This is a genomic window from Paracoccus sp. (in: a-proteobacteria), assembly GCF_032007265.1.
Lineage (GTDB): Bacteria > Pseudomonadota > Alphaproteobacteria > Rhodobacterales > Rhodobacteraceae > Paracoccus.
Window position 1 is genome coordinate 39862 of sequence record NZ_DALZMB010000003.1, and the last position, 18684, is coordinate 58545.

The 18684-nt window shown below is 60.6% G+C and carries 17 protein-coding genes and 1 pseudogene; 11 read left to right on the plus strand and 7 right to left on the minus strand.

Annotated features, from left to right (window positions below; genetic code table 11):
- Positions 1-51 precede the first annotated feature (51 nt).
- Positions 52-1794: a type I secretion system permease/ATPase gene (locus RTS12_RS01480; protein ID WP_312524792.1), complete on the minus strand. Its 1743-nt coding sequence runs from the start codon at positions 1792-1794 to the stop codon at positions 52-54.
- Positions 1795-1934: 140 nt separating this feature from the next.
- Here RTS12_RS01480 and RTS12_RS01485 point away from each other — a divergent pair, with 140 nt between their 5' ends.
- Complete coding sequence (locus RTS12_RS01485) at positions 1935-2678, plus strand: VacJ family lipoprotein (protein WP_312524793.1); 744 nt, start codon at positions 1935-1937, stop codon at positions 2676-2678.
- Entirely contained in the window at positions 2668-3264 is a 597-nt protein-coding gene (locus tag RTS12_RS01490) for an ABC transporter substrate-binding protein (RefSeq protein ID WP_312524878.1), read from the plus strand. The genes RTS12_RS01485 and RTS12_RS01490 overlap by 11 nt, the downstream gene beginning before the upstream one ends.
- 57 nt (positions 3265-3321) lie before the next feature.
- Here the strand turns inward: RTS12_RS01490 and RTS12_RS01495 are convergent, their stop codons facing one another.
- Positions 3322-5763, minus strand: a complete 2442-nt coding sequence (locus RTS12_RS01495; RefSeq protein WP_312524794.1) for a transglycosylase domain-containing protein — start codon at positions 5761-5763, stop codon at positions 3322-3324.
- 219 nt (positions 5764-5982) lie between these two features.
- Positions 5983-6984 (minus strand): annotated as a pseudogene (locus RTS12_RS01500) (polyprenyl synthetase family protein).
- Between the two features lie 74 nt (positions 6985-7058).
- On the opposite strand from RTS12_RS01500, the gene RTS12_RS01505 reads away from it, so the two are divergent.
- Genes RTS12_RS01505 through RTS12_RS01515 form a run of 3 tightly spaced genes read left to right on the plus strand, consistent with a single transcriptional unit; the run spans position 7059 to position 8292 of the window.
- On the plus strand, positions 7059-7268 hold the full coding sequence (locus RTS12_RS01505; RefSeq protein WP_312524795.1) for a DUF2007 domain-containing protein: 210 nt from the start codon (positions 7059-7061) through the stop codon (positions 7266-7268).
- Positions 7269-7320: 52 nt separating this feature from the next.
- Positions 7321-8067 (plus strand): tRNA1(Val) (adenine(37)-N6)-methyltransferase, encoded by a 747-nt coding sequence (locus RTS12_RS01510; RefSeq protein WP_312524797.1) that lies wholly within the window; start codon positions 7321-7323, stop codon positions 8065-8067.
- 60 nt (positions 8068-8127) lie between these two features.
- On the plus strand, positions 8128-8292 hold the full coding sequence (locus RTS12_RS01515) for a YdcH family protein (protein WP_312524799.1): 165 nt from the start codon (positions 8128-8130) through the stop codon (positions 8290-8292).
- Positions 8293-8479: 187 nt separating this feature from the next.
- Here RTS12_RS01515 and phbB read toward each other — a convergent pair whose 3' ends face one another.
- The 3 genes from phbB to RTS12_RS01530 form a co-directional block, all read right to left on the minus strand.
- Positions 8480-9205, minus strand: a complete 726-nt coding sequence (gene phbB / locus RTS12_RS01520) for an acetoacetyl-CoA reductase (protein ID WP_312524800.1) — start codon at positions 9203-9205, stop codon at positions 8480-8482.
- 91 nt (positions 9206-9296) lie between these two features.
- Positions 9297-10472, minus strand: a complete 1176-nt coding sequence (locus RTS12_RS01525) for an acetyl-CoA C-acetyltransferase (protein ID WP_312524802.1) — start codon at positions 10470-10472, stop codon at positions 9297-9299.
- A 134-nt stretch (positions 10473-10606) separates the two neighbouring features.
- Positions 10607-11434 (minus strand): EAL domain-containing protein, encoded by an 828-nt coding sequence (locus RTS12_RS01530; RefSeq protein WP_312524804.1) that lies wholly within the window; start codon positions 11432-11434, stop codon positions 10607-10609.
- A 94-nt stretch (positions 11435-11528) separates the two neighbouring features.
- On the opposite strand from RTS12_RS01530, the gene RTS12_RS01535 reads away from it, so the two are divergent.
- On the plus strand, positions 11529-12107 hold the full coding sequence (locus RTS12_RS01535; RefSeq protein WP_312524805.1) for a DNA-3-methyladenine glycosylase I: 579 nt from the start codon (positions 11529-11531) through the stop codon (positions 12105-12107).
- On the opposite strand, the gene RTS12_RS01540 is transcribed toward RTS12_RS01535, so the two are convergent.
- A complete protein-coding gene (locus RTS12_RS01540) occupies positions 12082-12627 on the minus strand; it encodes a TlpA disulfide reductase family protein (RefSeq protein ID WP_312524807.1) in 546 nt (181 codons plus the stop codon). The genes RTS12_RS01535 and RTS12_RS01540 overlap by 26 nt on opposite strands.
- Positions 12628-12648: 21 nt before the next feature.
- On the opposite strand from RTS12_RS01540, the gene argH reads away from it, so the two are divergent.
- The 5 genes from argH (at position 12649) to RTS12_RS01565 (ending at position 18586) form a co-directional block, all read left to right on the plus strand.
- Positions 12649-14064, plus strand: coding sequence for an argininosuccinate lyase (gene argH / locus RTS12_RS01545; protein WP_312524809.1), 1416 nt, complete (start codon positions 12649-12651; stop codon positions 14062-14064).
- A complete protein-coding gene (locus tag RTS12_RS01550) occupies positions 14061-14210 on the plus strand; it encodes an argininosuccinate lyase (protein ID WP_312524811.1) in 150 nt (49 codons plus the stop codon). Before argH ends, RTS12_RS01550 begins: the two co-directional genes overlap by 4 nt.
- Positions 14191-14454, plus strand: a complete 264-nt coding sequence (locus RTS12_RS01555) for a hypothetical protein (protein ID WP_312524813.1) — start codon at positions 14191-14193, stop codon at positions 14452-14454. Before RTS12_RS01550 ends, RTS12_RS01555 begins: the two co-directional genes overlap by 20 nt.
- A complete protein-coding gene (lysA, locus tag RTS12_RS01560; RefSeq protein ID WP_312524814.1) occupies positions 14454-15731 on the plus strand; it encodes a diaminopimelate decarboxylase in 1278 nt (425 codons plus the stop codon). Before RTS12_RS01555 ends, lysA begins: the two co-directional genes overlap by 1 nt.
- A gap of 116 nt (positions 15732-15847) precedes the next feature.
- Positions 15848-18586, plus strand: coding sequence for a DUF4175 domain-containing protein (locus RTS12_RS01565; RefSeq protein WP_312524816.1), 2739 nt, complete (start codon positions 15848-15850; stop codon positions 18584-18586).
- The last annotated feature ends 98 nt before the right edge of the window (positions 18587-18684 follow it).

Sequence of the window (18684 nt, forward strand, 5' to 3'; positions counted from 1 at the left end):
GTTGTGGCAGGGTTTTAACCGGCGCGCGCCCGGTTGGGGGCTGCTTTTCTGTCATACGACGCCCCCGCTTTTGCCATGCGCCCGATTGATTTCATCGGCATTTTTGACCATCGAGCGCAGCACCTCGTCGCGAGGGCCAAAGGCGCGCCGCATGCCGTGTTCCAAAACCAACAGATATTCACATTCGCTGATGGCGGCGGGCCGATGGGCCATGATGATCACCGCCCCCCCGCGCGCCTTGATGTTGCGGATCGCCAGATTTAGCGCCTCAGAGCCATCATTATCCAGATTCGAGTTTGGCTCATCGAGAACGAAAAGCACCGGGTCATCATAAAGGGCGCGGGCAAGGCCGATCCGCTGGATCTGGCCGCCTGACAAGCGCCCCCCAGCCTGAGCCAACGGCGTGTCATAGCCAAGAGGCAGGTCGAGGATCATCTGATGGGCAGCCGCAGCCTGGGCCGCAGCGACCACGCGTCTTGCATCTGGGGTCGGCGACAGGCGTGCGATGTTTTCGGCGATCGTGCCATCAAAAAGTGTCACCTGCTGTGGCAAATATCCGATGAGCTTGCCCAGCACATCCGGGTCAAACTGATCCAATGTTGCCCCATCCAGCCGGATCGAGCCCGCGGCAATCGGCCAGGCGCTGATCAGGGCGCGCGCCAGTGTCGATTTGCCCGACCCTGAGGGGCCAATGACGCCAAGCGCCTGGCCTGGCCCCAGCGTGAACGAGACCGCGCGCAGCGTGGGCGTGTTTTGCCCCGGCGGAATGACTGTGATCTGGTTCACATCAAGCCACGCCTCGGGGCGAGGCAGCGGCGTGCGCGCGGCAACAGGCGGTCGGCGCGATAAAAGTCCGCTCAGGCGCTGCCAGCCGTCTTGCGCGCGCTGCACCATGGGCCATCCACTGACCACTTGTTCGATGGGCGAAAGCGCGCGCCCCATCAGGATTGAGGATGCAATCATGGCCCCCGGTGTCACCTCTTGTTTCAGAACAAGCCAGGCACCGGCTGCCAGCAGGGCACTTTGTAAAAACAGCCGAAAGGTCCGGGAAAAGACGGTGAATCCGGCCGCGCGATCATTGCCCAGCATCGTGGCCTCGGTCGCGCGATCGCGTGCGTTTTGCCAGCGATAAAAGGCCGCGCCGCGCATGCCAAGCGCACCGATGATTTCGCCCTCTTGGCGAAACATGTCCGACATCCGCTCGGAGGCCTGCGCGGCGATCGAGGATTGCTGCAAGGGCGCTTTGCTAAGGATCTGGTTAAGCACGGTAGAAACGACCAGCGCAAACAGACCGAATGTTGCAACAGCGCCCAGCAAGGGATGAAACAGATAAACCGCCGCAAGGAAAAATGGCGCCCAGGGCAGATCGAAAAGCGCCATCAGGACCGGAGAGGCGATCAGGCGCTGCACCGCCTCAAGATCGCGCATCCCACCGCGTGTGGCCGCATCTTGGCCTGAAATGATACCATCCTGCATCGCGGCGGCAAAAACCCGCCCCTCGAGCCGTTCTTGAAAGCGTGCGGCGACCCGGGTCATCACGCGGTTACGCGCCAGATCCAGAATGCCCATCATCACAAACAAAAAGACGACGAGGCCGAATAATGCGGTCAGCGTCTCGATCGAGCGGCTGGCCAGCACACGGTCATATACCTGAAGCATGAACAAGGGCCCTGTCAGCATCAGCAGGTTCACCACGGCCGAAAACAGCCCGACAATCAGGAAAAGGTGCCAGGTGACGCCCCTTGCGCTGCGAAGTTCTTGATACCCATCCATTCGCACCGCCGGCGTAACCATGCCAGAAACCCTTTGCTGATCAGGGCGCACTTGCCCGGATTTGTCTCTTTCACTATCCCCTAAAAGATAGGGTGACGGCCAGCGCTTACCGCGATTCGTCTGTGCCTCGTCAGTCCTATCAACTGGAGGTTAGCAATTCCTTGCACCGCACGATCCTAGTCTTTTTGTCAGTCACGGCGCTTTTATCTTGCTCGGCCGCGCCGCGCGGGGATGGGCCGCATGATCCCTATGAGCGGGTCAATAGAAAATCCCATGAATTCAACGCGGCGCTGGATGCCAAGGTCATCAAGCCGGTCAGTTCGGGGCTTTCTGGGCCAAAGGGCCAGCCGGGCGCATCCAAAACTGGGCTGGGCGAGGCCGTGGTTACGGGGGTTGGCAATTTTGGCGCGAATCTGTCGTTGCCGGGAAAAGTCGTCAATCACCTGCTTCAGGCCAAGCCAGAGCCTGCGGTAAAGAACACCTTTCGCTTTCTGGTGAACTCTACCCTGGGTTTGGGTGGTTTTCTGGACCCGGCCGGGGCGGATTTCGCTTTGCCTGAGCAAGATACCGATTTCGGTGAGACATTGGCGGTCTGGGGCGTCCCCGAAGGGGCCTATCTGGAGCTGCCTTTGATCGGCCCCTCGACCGAACGTGACCTTGCTGGCAAGCTGGTTGATCTGACGATCGACCCGATGCGCCAATGGCTGAACCGCGACGAATATGTGATCGATCTGGCGACGCGAGCCGTGTCGAAAGTGGCGTCGCGGGCGCGGTTTGGTGATACGGTCGATTCCGTGCTGCACGACAGCGCCGATAGCTACGCCCAGACACGGCTGATCTATCTGCAACATCGCAGGCATGAACTAGGACAAGAGGAAGACGCAATTGACCCTTATGCCGACTGAAACCCGGCGCGGTTTTCTGGGATGGATGGGGGCGGCGCTTGTCGTCGCGGCCAGCCCAGCCCAAGCGCTTGACACCAACGAGGCGCGCGCGCTGATTCAGACCTCATTGGATCAGGTCTATCGCGTGATCAACTCGGGCGCGCCAAGCGCGCAGATGTACCGCGACTTCGAGGCGATCTTTGCGCGCTATGCCGATGTCGATGTCATTGCACGCTCGGCGCTTGGCCCGGCGGCGCGTCAGGCCAGCCCGCAACAGTTCGCGGCCTATAAGGCGGCGTTTCAGGGCTATATCGGGCGGAAATACGGCAAGCGCTTTCGCGAATTCATCGGCTCGAAGATCGAAGTCAAAGAGGCGCATAAGGTCAAAAGCTTTTACGCGGTGACCTCGATTGCCTTTCTGAAGGGCCGCGCGCCCCTAGAGGTGGAATGGCACGTGTCGGATAAATCGGGGCAAAGCCGGTTTTTCAACATCATCATCGAGGGCATCAATATGCTGGCCTCGGAGCGTACGGAAATTGGGGCCATGCTGGCACGCCGTCATGGCGATCTGGCCGGGCTGACGGCGGATTTGCAACAGGCCGGCTAAGGCCTGTTGCGGAAAACTGGCACCACTAAGTCACGTGATGCGGGGGGGGCGAAAGGGTCAATAGACCCCCTCGATCCCCCGTAGGGCGCGGGCAAGGGGATCATCTTCTGGCACGGCCTCGCCATTTTGATCGCCCACACCGCCATCCATGGTAAAGCCCGGCGACATTTCGGTATCCGCGCCAATCACCCCTTCGCTAAAGCCCGCGTTTGTATCCATGCCATCGCTGCTGATGGTGCTGCCGTCGGTCCGGGGCGCAAGGCCCGCCTCGGATTGCGGGATTTCATTGGGGACCGTGCCAATATCCGAGGTGCCGCTTTCGCCGCCCATATCCGGGGCAACGGCGTCGGGGTTGCCCGCACCGGCCGAAGGGTTGGGCTGGCCCAAAGCCTCGGATAGCGCTGCGGCCAAGGGATCGATCGCGCCGCCGTCGCTGCCCGAGCTGACAACCTGCGGAACGGCACGTTCGCTGTCGGGAGCAAAGCCACCAAGCGGTTCGGCGGGCAGTCCGTCATGGATTTCGGTCATCACGGCCTGCCAGATCTCGGCCGGAAGGCCGCCGCCCGTCACGCCTTTCAGCGGGGTGTTGTCGTCATAACCCATCCAGACGCCGGTCACATATTGCTCGGTGAAGCCGATGAACCAGGCATCGCGATAGCTCGAGGTGGTGCCGGTCTTGCCAGCGGCCTCGCGGCCTTTCAGCTTGGCGCGACCGCCCGTGCCGTGATCGATCACCTGTTTCATCATCCCGATCAATTCGCGGGCCGAGTTTTGCGAAATCACGCGGGTGCCAATACCGCCCGCCTGACCGATCAGGGGTTGATCATCGCCCTTGATGCGCAGTTCGATCAGGCCATAGGGACGCACAGCCGAGCCGCCGTTGCGGATGCCCGCATAAGCGCCCGTCATCTCAAGCAGGGTCGATTCGGACACCCCAAGACCCAGTGCCGGACCGCTGGCAAGGTTATGGGCAAAGCCGAAATCTTCGGCCACGCGGCGCACTGCGTCCCGGCCTGCGATTTCCTGCAAGCGGATGGTGGCGGTGTTCAGCGATTGCGCCAGCGCATTGGTCAGCGTGACCTCGCCTTTATAGTTGCGCGTATAGTTCTGCGGCGACCAGGGGCCCGAACCTTTGACGTTGATGGTCAGCGGCCCGTCCAAAACCATGTCATTGGGGCGATAGCCCTGATCCAGCGCGGCGGCATAGACAAAGGGCTTGAAGCTCGAGCCGGTCTGACGCTTGGCTTGGGTCGCGCGGTTAAAGACGCCCGCAACCCCACCTTCGCGCCCGCCAATCATTGCGCGTACCGCACCATCGGCAGACATCACCACGACGCCCGCCTGAACCTTCGAGCCCTTGGCCAGCTTTTCGTTCAGGATGCGGTTCATCGCGCGCTCCGCCGCCCGTTGCACGCGCTGATCAAAGGTCGTCTGAATCGTCACATCTTCGGTGGTTTCGCTGGTCAGGAAGCCCGGCCCCGATTCCATCACCCAATCTGCGAAATAGCCGCCCGCACGCGCGGCCGCCGCTTTGGACAGGACCGCCGGATGAGCTTTGGCATCATTATATTGGGCATCATCAAGATAGCCCTGATCATGCATCAGCCCCAAGATTACCGTCGCCCGGTCCTGCGAGCGTTGCAGATCGGCCGTCGGCGCGAAATAGCTGGGTGCTTTCAGCAGACCGGCCAGCATGGCTGCCTCGGAAGGGGTGACATCGCTGGCGGGCTTGTCGAAATAACGCTGGCTTGCGGCCTCAAATCCACGTGCCCCAGCCCCAAGATACGAGCGGTTCATATAGATGTTCAGGATCTCGTCCTTGGAGTATTTGGCCTCCATTGCCAGCGAATACGGGATTTCCTTGATCTTGCGCCAGATCGAGGATTTGCGGCACTCGGCCTCGTATTCGGATTCGGACTTCCATTTGATCGGGTCAAATGCCTCGCCCAGACACAGCAGCTTGGACACCTGTTGGGTGATGGTCGAGCCGCCGTTGCCCTGCAACGCACCGCGCCCCTGAGACAGGTTGATCTTGATCGCGCTGGCCACACCCTGCGGGTCCACGCCCAAATGGCGGTAAAAGCGCTTGTCCTCGGTGGCGACCACAGCACTTTTCAGCGCGGGCGCGATTTTGTCGGCGCTGACCATGCCAAATGTTTCGCCGCGCCAGGCAAAGACGCGCCCGTCAGTGTCCAGCATCGTGACCGAGCCGCGCGCCCGGCCATCAAACAGCGCCGAGGCCTCGGGCAATGTGCTGTAATAATAGAAGCTGGCTGCGAATAGGATCAGGAACAGGGTCAGGCCCAGACGCCAGACCGATCCCCAGATCACCCGCCAGATCAGCAGGATAAAGCCCACGATTCCGCCAGATACGGCACTGCCGACCCGTTTGCGGCTCTTGCGAGGCTGCTTGCGGGGCGAACGTTGCTCTTTGGCTTGTTTCTCGGCGAATTGGCGTTTTTCCGCAACAATGCGGTTGCTGCCCGTCGGTTTCTTCATGCCTGTTTTCCTGCACGGCCGATTATGTCCGGCCTTTGGCAGGACCATACATGAAGAAACAAAGCTTGAGAACCTGCCTGACCTAGCCGTGATCGGCGGTTGAACAGCGTCTGGAAAAATCGGCGGAGCATCGCCAAACGCCAGCCATCTCCGACCATGACAACAGGCCGCGTGTGCGCGCCCAGGGCCATGAAATGGCTGGTTTCAGCCCGCGCAGTTTCAGGCGACGCGGGCGGTCACGAAATCAGCAAGATTGATCAGCAGATCACGCAGTTGGCTGGGGGGCAGGGGCGCCAGCGCGCTGCGCGCACGTGCGGACCAGTTCAGCGCGTCCTGACGTGCCTCGGCCAATGCGGCATGTCGGTTCATGATGCGCATGGCCTCTTCCAGATCGCCCTCGCGCTGGTCGCCCTTTTCAATGGTGCGTACCCAAAAGGCGCGTTCAGCCTCGTCGGCTTTGGCGACGGCCTTGATCACAGGCAAGGTCAGTTTGCGTTCACGGAAATCATCGCCGGTGTTCTTGCCGATTGTCTCGCTAGAGCCGCCGTAATCCAGCAGGTCGTCAACAATCTGGAACGCAATGCCCAGAGCATCGCCATATTCAAACAAAGCGCGGATCTGATCCTCGCTGGCACCGGCAATCACGGCGCCAACCTCGGTTGCCGCCGAAAACAGCGCCGCGGTCTTGCCGCGCACGACCTGAAGATAGATCGATTCGTCCGTCTTAAGATCCTGAGCTGCGGTCAGCTGCAGCACCTCACCCTCGGCAATCGTCGCGCTGGCATTGGCCAGAATCGACATCACGCGCATATTGTCGGTCTCGACCATCAGCTGAAAGCTGCGGCTGAACAGATAATCACCAACCAGAACGCTGGATTTATTGTCCCATAGCAGGTTCGCTGTCGGTCGATTGCGGCGCTAGGTACTTTCAGCGACGACATCATCATTCAGAAGCGTCGCCGTGTGAATGAATTCGACCGTCGCGGCCAAAAGCTGGTGGTGCTGGCCCTGATAGCCAAACAGCCGCGCCGCCGCGACCGTCAGCAGCGGGCGCAGGCGCTTGCCGCCGGCATCGATCAGATGGGCGGTCACCTGGGGGATGCGTGGTGCATGTGCGCTGAACATCCGCTCGCTTAAAAGCGTCGCGACAGCGTCCATATCCTCGGCCAGCAGCTCTAAAAGCTGATCCAACGGCTTGGAGACGTTTTCGTTCATACCCATCTGCCACCCCTTTCGCAGCCAGCAATTGCCACGCAATGGACAGTTTCGCAACCTCCGCTTAGTCTTTTGTGGTGATGAAGGAAATCCTGCGAACCACCGACCCCCTGCTTGTGACCCGCGCGACCGATCTTTTGGCGCAGGAAGGCATCTTGGCATTCGCCTTCGATCAATACATGAGCGTGCTGGAAGGCTCGCTTGGGATTTTGCCGCGCCGACTGATGGTTGCTGATCGCGACCATTTCCTAGCAGCTGCGATTTTGCGAGATCATGACCTTATTCCCTGACCCGCCCCTATCTGAAACCGCGTCCGTCGAAATCGCGGGCCGACAGGTGCGGATGGACCGATTTTTGGATGGAAGGCTAAGGATTGCACAGCCGCTGGGGGGGTATTTCTCGGGGGCGGATGCGGTGATGCTGGCGGCTGCCTGCCCTGCCTTGCCCGGCCAATCTGTGCTTGAGCTGGGCTGCGGTGTCGGGGTCGCCTTGCTGTGTTTGGGGCGACGCGTGCCCGAACTGCAGCTGGCAGGGCTCGAGCTGCAAGCCGATTACGCTGAAATTGCCAAAGCAAATGCCGCAGCCAATCAGCTGGATGCCCAAATCTTTTGTGGCGATCTGGCGGCAATGCCCCCGGATTTACGTCAACTGAGCTTTGATCATGTCATCGCTAATCCTCCCTACTTTCTTGGGGGGACTTTGGCCCCGGATGCGGGCAGAGGGGTGGCGCGTCACGAGGCGACAGCGCTTGATCTATGGATAGCGGTCGGGCTGAAACGATTGCGCCCCAAAGGGCATCTGACGTTGATCCAGCGCGCGGATAGATTGGCCGAAGTTCTTGCTGCGCTGCATGGCGGCGGCGCGGGGGCGATTACAGTTTTACCTATTTCTGCGCGCAGTGGACGCGAGGCAGGTCGCATTATCGTGACCGCCCGCAAAGGCGCAAATGGGCCGTTGCGGCTGCTGGCGCCATTCGTCATGCACGGAAATTCCAAGCATATTCAAGATGCTGAGGATTTAACCGCAGAGGCGCGCGCGGTTTTGCGTGACGGGATGGGGCTGGCATTGAGGGATGTGAAAACCCGGTGACAGAATCATGAAACTATGCTGAACTCGGGATGTTCGACTGGTTTTATGAAGGAGGACGACATGACGGTAGCTTCCCATGTGGAGGAACTTCGCCGCAAACATCAATCGCTGGCCCAGGCAGTCGAGGCTGCTGAACGCTCTCCCGGTATTGATAATCTCAGCATTGCGAGGATGAAAAAGGAGAAAATGCGATTGAAGGAGGAGATTACCCGACTGTCGCACTGACGCGCGCGACCAAGAGGCACGAACTTCAGCGGCCCGCAGATCACTGCGGGCCGTCGTGTTTTTTAGCCAAGGCCGATCTGTTTTTTCGGCAAAGATCGGCGGTTTTCACGCAAAGATCTGAGCTGCTGTGGCAGGTCCGGTTTGCGCCATCCGTTGCCCAGTGATGGCCGGATGGCGCGACCGCGGGTTAAGAGAAGAACTGTCCGCCGTTCGCGCTGATGGTCGAGCCGGTGATAAAGCCCGCATCGTCCGCTGCCAAAAAGACCACTGCGCGGGCGATTTCCTCGGGCTCGCCCAGTCGGCCGACCGGAATTTGCGGGATGATCCGCTCATTCAGAACCTTTTCGTCAATCGCGCGAACCATCTCTGTGCCGATATACCCGGGCGCGATCGCATTGACGGTAATGCCAGCGCGTGCCCCTTCTTGGGCCAATGCGCGCGTAAAGCCGATGTCACCTGCTTTTGCGGCCGAGTAATTGGCCTGACCCGCTTGGCCCTTTTGGCCATTGATCGAGCTGATGTTGATGACGCGGCCGAATTTGCGGTCACGCATCCCCGACCAGACCGGTTGGGTCATATTGAACAGGCCGTTCAGGTTGGTATCGATGACCTCTTTCCATTGTTGGACAGTCATCTTGTGGAACATGCCGTCGCGGGTAATTCCGGCGTTGTTAACCAGAACCGCAACCGGCCCCAACTCATCTTCCACCTGTTTGATCCCCGCGACGCAGGCATCATAATCCGCCACTGACCATTTATAGGTCTTGATCCCGGTCTCTTGGGTAAAGGCTTTTGCGGCATCGTCATTACCGGCGTAGATCGCGGCAACGGTATAGCCGGCATCCTTTAATGCCTTCGAGATTGCGGCCCCAATTCCGCGTGAGCCCCCCGTGACAATGGCGACCTTGCTCATATTTCTCCCCCCTCAGGTAACATTTGCTTAGGTAATTAGATTGCCCGAACGACCAGCTGCTCGCAATATAATTGCGAGCAGCTTTCAAATTTTATGGGCGCTCTAGGCACATGGCGACACCCATGCCGCCGCCGATGCACAAGGTAGCCAGGCCTTTTTTGGCGTCTCGACGCTTCATTTCAAAGAGAAGTGTGTTCAGGACGCGGCAGCCCGAGGCCCCGATCGGATGGCCGATCGCAATCGCGCCGCCATTGACGTTGACGATAGAGGGGTCCCAGCCCATTTCCTTATTCACGGCGCAGGCCTGCGCGGCAAAGGCTTCGTTCGCCTCGACCAGATCCAGATCGGCGACCGACCAACCTGCTTTGGCAAGCGCCTTGCGGCTGGCCGGGATCGGGCCGGTGCCCATGATCGCAGGGTCAAGCCCGGCGGTCGCATAAGAGGCGATCCTTGCAAGCGGGGTCAGGCCACGGCGCGCGGCCTCTTCTTCGGTCATGACCAGGACGGCGGCCGCGCCGTCATTTAGCCCCGATGCGTTGCCCGCCGTGACGCTGCCGTCTTTGGTAAAGGCTGGACGCAGCTTCTCCATCGCCTCGATCGTGGCGCCGTGACGGATATATTCATCGGCACTGATCGAGATTTCGGCTTTTTTGGTTTTCACGATATAGGGTACGATTTCGTCGGCGAACTTACCCGCAGCCTGAGCCGCCTCGGCCTTATTTTGCGAGGCAACGGCGAATTTATCCTGCTCTTCGCGCGAGATGCCCCATTTTTCGGCGACATTCTCGGCGGTCTGACCCATGTGATAGTTGTTGAAAGCGTCCCACAGGCCATCGCGGATCATGGTGTCGATCATCTGCATATCGCCCATTTTCTGCCCCGCGCGCAGATAGGCTGCATGGGTGGAGAGCGACATCGATTCCTGACCGCCTGCAGCGACGATGGTTGCATCCCCCAAGATGACCTGCTGGGCCGCAAGCGCGACCGAGCGCAGCCCCGAGCCGCAGACCTGATTGATCAGCCATGCGGCCGATTCCTGAGGCAGGCCGGCTTTGATATGAGCCTGGCGGGCGGGGTTCTGGCCCTGAGCTGCGGTCAGCACCTGACCCAGAATGGTTTCACTGACCTCGGCGGGGTCAATGCCGGCACGTTCGACCACGGCGCGCAGAACAGCCGCACCTAGATCATGGGCAGGGATATGCGCGAATGCGCCCATGAAGCTGCCCACGGGGGTGCGGGCGGCGGAAACGATGACGGCCTTGGTCATAGATAGGAACTCCTCAATTCATCAGCCGGGGCAATCCCGGTACCTCTAGACCAAGTGATCCTTTTTGTTTGCCCAAGGTCAAGGTCGGGCTGCCCCGAAAGTCTGAAATGTCGCTTATGTTGCCGCTGGCGGGGTCAGCTTCGATTCGCGGCCGCGGTCGGCGAGCGCCAAGGCGGCACGATGGTGGGGGCGCCGAAATAGAAACCCTGCATGCAGTCGATGCCGATATCGATCAGATAGGCCGCATCCTCTGCGGTCTCGACGGATTCCGCGACGGTGAACATATCGAAGTGATGGGCAATGGTCTGAAGCGCGCGTGTCAGAACCTGATTATCGGGGTGATCCGCGATCTCGCGGATGAAGCGACCGTCGATCTTGATCATGTCAAAACTGAAATCACGCAGATATCTGAACGATGTATAGCCTGCGCCGAAATCGTCCAAGGCAAAGCTGACGCCGTGATCTTGCAATTCGCTCATGAAGCGGTTGACCACCGTCGGCATGTCCATGGCCGAGCTTTCGGTGATTTCCAGGATCATGCGCTCGGCGATTCGTGGATCCTGGCTGATCCCCTCGCGCAGGGTTCTGATCCATTCGGGATAGCCGATCGAGCGGGCCGACATATTGATCGACAGCCGCAAAGCGGGCTCTTCGGCCAGGGCCTTCAGGCCCAATGACAAGGAAACGCAATCGATCTGCCGACCCAATTCTCTGGTTTCGGCCTGAGGCATGAAATCCCGAAGCGGGATGAAACGGCCAGCCTCATCCATCACGCGAATCAGCCCCTCATAAAAGGCGACGCGGTTTGGGCGGTCGGATTGAACCACGGGTTGAAAGGCCAGTACGGCGTCGCGTCTTTGGATCGCTTGCTGCACGGTTTCCAAAGTTTTGCGAGCCTGGTGATCGATGACAAAGTCCAAAGGCGAGCTTCTTCCCCCGGAAGGGATGAGGGTGGTGGACATGATGGGACTCCTTACCAATTCAACGCAGACTGGCGGATTTTCCCTTAATCGCGGTAAAAATGGATAGGCTATCTAGAATCGAGGTTAACCCAATATGACTCAGCGCTGCGACTGGTGCGGGACCGAGCCGATTTACACGGATTATCACGACCATGAATGGGGCGTGCCCGAATTCGACAGCCGCAGCCTGTGGGAAAAGCTGATCCTGGACGGGTTTCAGGCCGGTTTGAGCTGGATCACCATCCTGCGCAAACGCGACAGCTTTCGCGAGGTTTTCGAAGGGTTTGATCCCCAGCGCATCGCGAATTGGGGCGAGGCCGAGGTGGCCGCTGCATTAAGCAATCCCGGCATTATTCGTCATCGCGGCAAGATCGAGGCGACAATCACCAATGCGCGCGCCTATCTCGAGATCGAATCGCGCGAAGGATTTTCGCCCTATCTGTGGGGATTCGTTGGCGGCCAACCGATTCAGAATGAATTTCAGCTGATTTCGCAAGTGCCCACCAAGACCGCCGAATCCGAAGCCATGTCAAAATCGCTTAAAAAGCATGGCTTTAAATTCTGCGGTCCGGTGATCTGTTATGCGTTCATGCAGGCTTGTGGGCTGGTGAATGACCACCTGACCACGTGCCATTCGCGTGCGCCGGTCAGGGCGCTTGCAGCTCGCGGATAACCTGTTTCGAGGCCTCGCTTGCCCAATCCGCGCCGCCGATCAGGCGGGCACGTTCACGGCCCTCGCGGTCAATCAGCACGGTGACGGGCATGCCCATCACCCCCATCGGGCGTGCCACCTGCTGCTTGGGGTCCAGCAGGATGGGCAGGTTGGTGACGCCGGTTTCCTCGAAGAATTTCTCGATGGCGGGCAGGGGGTTGCGTCCTGTGGCCAAGGTCACGACCTGAAAATCATCGCCGCCCAGCTCGGCTTGCAGCTGATCTAGCGAGGGCATCTCTTCGCGGCAGGGCGCGCACCATGTCGCCCAAAAGTTCAACATCACGACCTTGCCTGCATAATCTTGCAAGCGATGCTCGCCGCCCTCGGGGTCGAAAAAGACCGCATCGGGTATCTCGGTGCGATCCACAGCCGTCAATTTTGCCAAACCATTGGCATGGGCGGCATCGAAGTCGATCTCTCCGGCCGTTGCGGCATTTGCACCGAATACCAGCGCCGTATAAAGCAGAAGCGAACGAAGCATGTGACCTCCGAAGGGTAAGATATGACCGACCAGTCCAACAACACCGCGCCCGACACTACGGCGAACGCAATGTGGGGCGGTCGATTTGCCGCCGGACCGGATGCGATCATGGAGGCGATCAATGCCTCGATCGGTTTCGACCAAAGGCTTTACGCGCAGGATATCCGCGGCTCTCGCGCCCATGCCGCGATGCTGGCCGCGACGGGTATCATCTCCACTAGCGACGAGAAGGCGATCGGGGAAGGGCTGCTCACGGTCTTGTCAGAGATCGAGGCCGGCGATTTCCCTTTCAAAACCGCGCTGGAAGACATCCATATGAACGTGGAATCGCGACTGAAAGAGATCATCGGCGAACCCGCAGGGCGCCTGCACACGGCGCGTTCGCGCAATGATCAGGTCGCGACCGATTTTCGCCTTTGGGTCCGCGATCAGGCGGATGCGGTGATCGCGGGGCTGGACCAGCTGATCCGCGCTGCTTTGTCGCAGGCCGAAAAGGGCGCCGATTGGGTGATGCCGGGCTTTACCCATCTGCAAACCGCCCAGCCGGTGACATGGGGCCACCATATGATGGCCTATGTCGAGATGTTTGGCCGCGACAAGTCGCGCTTCGAGGATGCGCGCAAGCGCATGAACGAATCACCCTTGGGTGCGGCGGCTTTGGCGGGGACCAGCTTCCCGATCGACCGCCATGCCACTGCTGCGGCCTTGGGTTTCGATCGCCCGATGGCCAACAGCCTTGATGCGGTCTCGGATCGTGATTTCGCGCTGGAATTCCTGTCTTCGGCCGCGATCTGCGCGGTCCACCTGTCGCGTCTGGCCGAAGAGCTGGTGATCTGGTCCTCGGCCCAGTTCCGCTTTGTCACTTTGTCGGACCGTTTCTCGACTGGCTCGTCGATCATGCCGCAAAAGAAAAACCCCGATGCAGCCGAGCTGATCCGCGCCAAAATCGGGCGCATCCTGGGGGCGGCGGTCGCGTTGTTCGTGGTGATGAAGGGGCTGCCGCTGGCCTATTCCAAGGACATGCAGGAAGATAAGGAACAAGTCTTTGACGCGGCGGACCACCTGATGCTGGCACTGGCCGCGATGTCGGGGATGCTGACCGATCTGACGGCGAACCGCGACAAGCTCGAGGCCGCTGCCGGTTCGGGCTTCTCGACCGCGACCGATCTGGCCGATTGGCTGGTGCGTGAGGCGGGCCTGCCGTTCCGCGATGCGCATCACGTGACAGGCACGCTGGTTGCGATGGCCGAGAAACAGGGCATCGATCTGCCCGATCTGACGCTGGACGAGATGCAATCGGTCAATCCCGCGATTACCGAGGATATCTTTACGGTTCTGGGCGTGCATAATTCGGTTGCCTCGCGTCAAAGCTATGGCGGCACCGCCCCCGATCAGGTGCGCAAACAGATCGCTCGCTGGAAAGAGATCCTCGCATGAAGCTATTGCCCCTGATCGCGCTTTTGGCCCTTGGCGCTTGCGGCGTCGATGGCCCGCCGGTTCGTCCGGGTCCGCAACAAGACAACCCGCCGCCGGGGCTGTCGGTCAGTGGCGAGGCCCGCATCGGTGTCGTCTCTACCCTTTGAGTTGACGCCGCTGCGGCTGGTCTGGTTGGGGCTGGCGCTTGTCGGTGCGGTGCTTGGCCTGATGTCGCAGGCACCGCTGCGATCCACCGAAGGGCTGGGCCTTGTGGTTCTGGGCTTGTGGTGCCTGATTGAAACGACGATACGGCGCAACTGGGCCGCGTTTTTGACGTTACCGGCCTTGTGGCTGGGGATCGGCTGCGCGCTGCCTCTCTATCTTTTCATCCGTTCTCGCAGGATCGCCTGATGGACCATTTCAATTATATCGATGGCGTTCTTTGCGCCGAGAACGTGCCGCTGTCGCGTATCGCAAAGGCCGTGGGCACCCCGGTCTATGTCTATTCGACCGCAACCTTGACCCGCCATTTCCAGCAGTTCCAAAAGGCGCTGGAATGGACCGATCACCTGATCTGTTTCGCTGTCAAATCGAACTCGAACGTCGCCGTTCTGAAGGTTTTGGCATATCTCGGTGCAGGCATGGATGTGGTTTCGGGCGGGGAATATGCCCGTGCCAAAGCTGCAGGCGTTCCCGGTGATCGCATCGTCTTTTCGGGCGTGGGCAAGACCGAGGCCGAGATGCGGCAGGTCCTTGAAGGCGGCATTCGCCAATTCAACGTCGAATCCGAGCCCGAGCTTGAACTGCTCTCGCGGGTGGCGAGCAGCATGGGGGTGACGGCGCCGATTGCCTTGCGCGTCAATCCCGATGTCGATGCCCATACACACGAGAAAATCGCCACCGGGAAATCCGACAACAAATTCGGTATTCCGATCGCCAAATCCCGCGCGGTCTATGCCTATGCCGCCAGCTTGCCGGGCATTCAGGTCGTGGGTGTGGATATGCATATCGGCAGCCAATTGACCGAATTGGAGCCTTTCCGCGAAGCCTATACCAAAATGGCTGCGCTGACCCGTCAGCTGCGCGAAGATGGGCATAAGATCACCCGTCTTGATATGGGGGGCGGCCTTGGGATTCCTTATCGCCGCGACAATAACGCCCCGCCGCTGCCGATTGAATATGGACAGGTCATCCGCGACACCGTCGGCGATCTGGGCTGCGAGATCGAGATCGAACCGGGCCGCAATATCTCGGGGAATGCGGGGATTTTGTTGTCCTCGGTGATCTATCTCAAGGAAGGCGAGGGGCGCGATTTCCTGATCCTTGACGCGGCGATGAACGATCTGATGCGACCGGCGATGTATGGTGCGCATCACGATATTGTCCCGGTGATCGAACCCGCCCTTGGCGCCGAGGTTGCGGCTTTTGATGTGGTGGGTCCGGTGTGCGAAACTGGCGATACCTTTGAAAAGGGGCTGCAACTGAACCGTCTGGCTCAGGGTGATCTGGTCGCCTTCCGGTCGGCCGGGGCATATGGTGCGGTGATGGCATCGGAATATAACACCCGCCCGCTGGTCCCCGAGGTTCTGGTTTCGGGCGATCAATTCGCTGTCATCCGCGCCCGACCCAGCGTCGAAGAACTGATTTCTCGCGATCAAATCCCGGATTGGATGACCAAACAGGACTGATATTGCCGGGCATTTGCCAAACAATGACCTGACAGCGCGGCATGGATCGCCGCGCTTGTTCCCTGTCGTTCCTCATGGAATAGTCGCCTCAGACGTAAAAGGGAAATGCGCCGGGCATGAGTTTAGCCCCTTCAGATCAAGGCAAGCCAAAGCCGGACCACGGTGACAGCCGTCGCGTGGCCTATGCCATTGGCCTGACCCGTGCGGGCATGGTCTGGGAGCAGCTGGCGCGTGCTTTTTGGCCTTTGCTTGTGGTCGTGGCGCTGACGCTGGTGGCTTTGTCCTTTGGCCTGATTGCAGGGCTGGGGCGCAACTGGCTGATCCTTGTGGCGGCTTGCGCGGTTTTGGCGGTGCTGGGGACCGCGGGCTGGGGTCTGTGGCGCTTTCGCAGGCCCAGCCTTGATGCGGCGCGCGCGCGCGTCGATGCTGATCTGCCGGGACGTCCGCTTGCGGCTTTGGGCGATCAGATGGCTTTGGGCGAGGGGGATGAGGGCGCACAGGCACTGTGGAGCGCCCATCTGGCCCGCATGCGTGCGCAGGCCGAGCAGGCCCGCCCGATTCGCCCCGATGCCGAATTGGCGCCGCGCGATCCGTTCGGCTTGCGGCTGGTCGGGCTGACGGCCCTTGCCATGGTGTTGTTCTTTGCCCCGTCAGGCGAGATCGGTCAGGGTGTCTCGGCGCTTGCGGCCAGCCTGCGCCCCCCTGCCGCCGCGGTGGCGACGGTGCAATCTGGCCCCGGCTGGGAAGGCTGGGCCGAGCCGCCCGCCTATACGCGTCGCCCGACAATCTATCTGAACGCGCTGCCTGTCGATGATGTGCTGGTCCTGCCCAAAGGCAGCAAGATCAGCTTTCGGCTTTATGGCGAAGACGCCTCTGTGACGCAAAACATCGGCCCCGCGCTTGACGGTGATCCGCAAAAGGGGCCTCTCGTCTCCCAAACGCCCGATCCCGAAACGCCCGATCCCAAAGCGGCCAACGCTGGGGCCGCTGATCCCAAAGCGCCCGAATTCATCGCTGAACATGACGGCGTGATCGAGGTGACGGGCCGCCGATTTAGCGTGACCGTTCAGCCCGATGCTGCGCCCATGGTCCAAGCGGGCTCGGCGCCGACGCGGCGCGCGGATGGCCGCTTGGTGCAGGAATTCTCGGCCAGCGATGACAACGGGATCACGGCGGGCAAAGCCATCATTTCGCTGGATCTGGCTGCGGTTGATCGCCGCTTTGGCCTGCAGCTGGCCCCCGAGACGCGCGATGAGATCAAGTTGGATCTGCCCTTGCCCGCGACCGGGACACGCAAAGAAGTCCGGGGTCAGCTGGTGGCGGATCTGTCGCGCCACCCTTGGGCCAATCTGCCCGTCATTGTCCGCCTCGAGGTCTTGGACGGGATCGAACAGCAGGGTCAGTCCGATCCGATGCATACCATTCTGGCGGGCCGGCGCTTTTTCGACCCGCTGGCCGCCAGTCTGATCGAACTGCGCCGCGATCTGCTTTGGTCGCGCGACAATCGCTTGCGCAGTGCTCAGATCTTGCGGGCCATTGCCTGGCAGCCGGATGATTTGATGGACGCCGCCCTGAAGGCCAAGGCCCAGGCCGCGATCTCGGTGCTGGAAAGCGGCCCGTTAAGCGATAAGACCCGCGATGATCTGGCGCAGCTCTTTTGGGATGCGGCAATCGCCCTTGAGGACGGGGGGCTGTCAGATGCGCTGGAACGGATGCAAAAAGCCCAGCAACGCCTGTCCGAGGCCATCCGCAATGGCGCCAGCCCTGACGAGGTTCAGCGCCTGATGGATGAGCTGCGCAAGGCCACCGACGCCTATACCGATATGCTGGCCGAAAAAGGCGAAGACCCGGCGCAGAAATTCGACCGCTCGCCCAAACAGGATCGCCAGCAGATCAGCGGCGATCAGATCCAGAAGATGATGGATGAGATCCAGCGCCTGATGAACGAGGGCCGGATGGCCGAGGCGCAAGAGCTGCTTGAGCAGTTCAACCGCATGATGGAAAATCTTCAGGTTTCAAAGACCAACGATCCCAATGGCGCCGGGCGCCAGCGGCCGCTGAACCGTCTGGCTGAAACCCTGCGCGACCAGCAAAAGCTGTCGGATGAGATCATGCGCGATTTGCAAAATCAGTTCATGCAAGACCCGTTTGGCCAGCAAAATCAGCAAGATCAAGAAAATCCGCAAGGTCAGTCTGGGCAAGAGGGCCAGCAGGACGCGCCGGGTCAGCAAGGCCAACAAGGTCAGCAGGGCCAGCAGGGCGCCCAGGGGCCCAGCGGTGGCGGCGCACAGCAGGGTGGTGGCAGCTTCGCCGACCGTCAGCGCGAACTGCGCGATGCTTTGGGGCGTCAGCGCGGGCTGCTTCCGGGGCAGGGCAGTGCCGGGGGCGATCAGGCGGCGCGTCAACTGGATCAGGCAGGCCGCGCGATGGACGAGGCCGAACAGGCATTGCGCGAGGGCGATTCGGTCGGCGCAATGGAGCGTCAGGCCGAAGCGATCCAATCCATGCGCGAGGGTATGCGCGCATTGGGCGATATGATGGCCCAACAACAGGGCCAGCAATCGGGTCAGCCGGGCCAACAACAGGGCCAAGATGGTCCTGCGGGCCCCTCGGGGGATCAGCGTGGCGAGCGTGGTCTTGCTCTGCCCTATTCGCGCCAGCCCGGCACCGATCCGCTGGGGCGTCAGCTGTCGGGGCAGGGCAATACGATCACCAATGGCGATCCGCTGGCTGAAGGTGTCGATCCCCAACAAGAGGCGCGCGGGCTATTGGATGAAATCCGCCGCCGACTGGGCGACCGGGACCGCGCGCAAGACGAACGCGATTATTTGGGGCGCCTGCTGGATCGTTTCTAGTTGCATCTGAACCGCGGCCGGGCTTGCCCTTTCGAGGCATCTGCGAGGCATCTGCGAGGCATCTGCGAGGCATCTGCGAGGCATCTGCGAGGCATCTG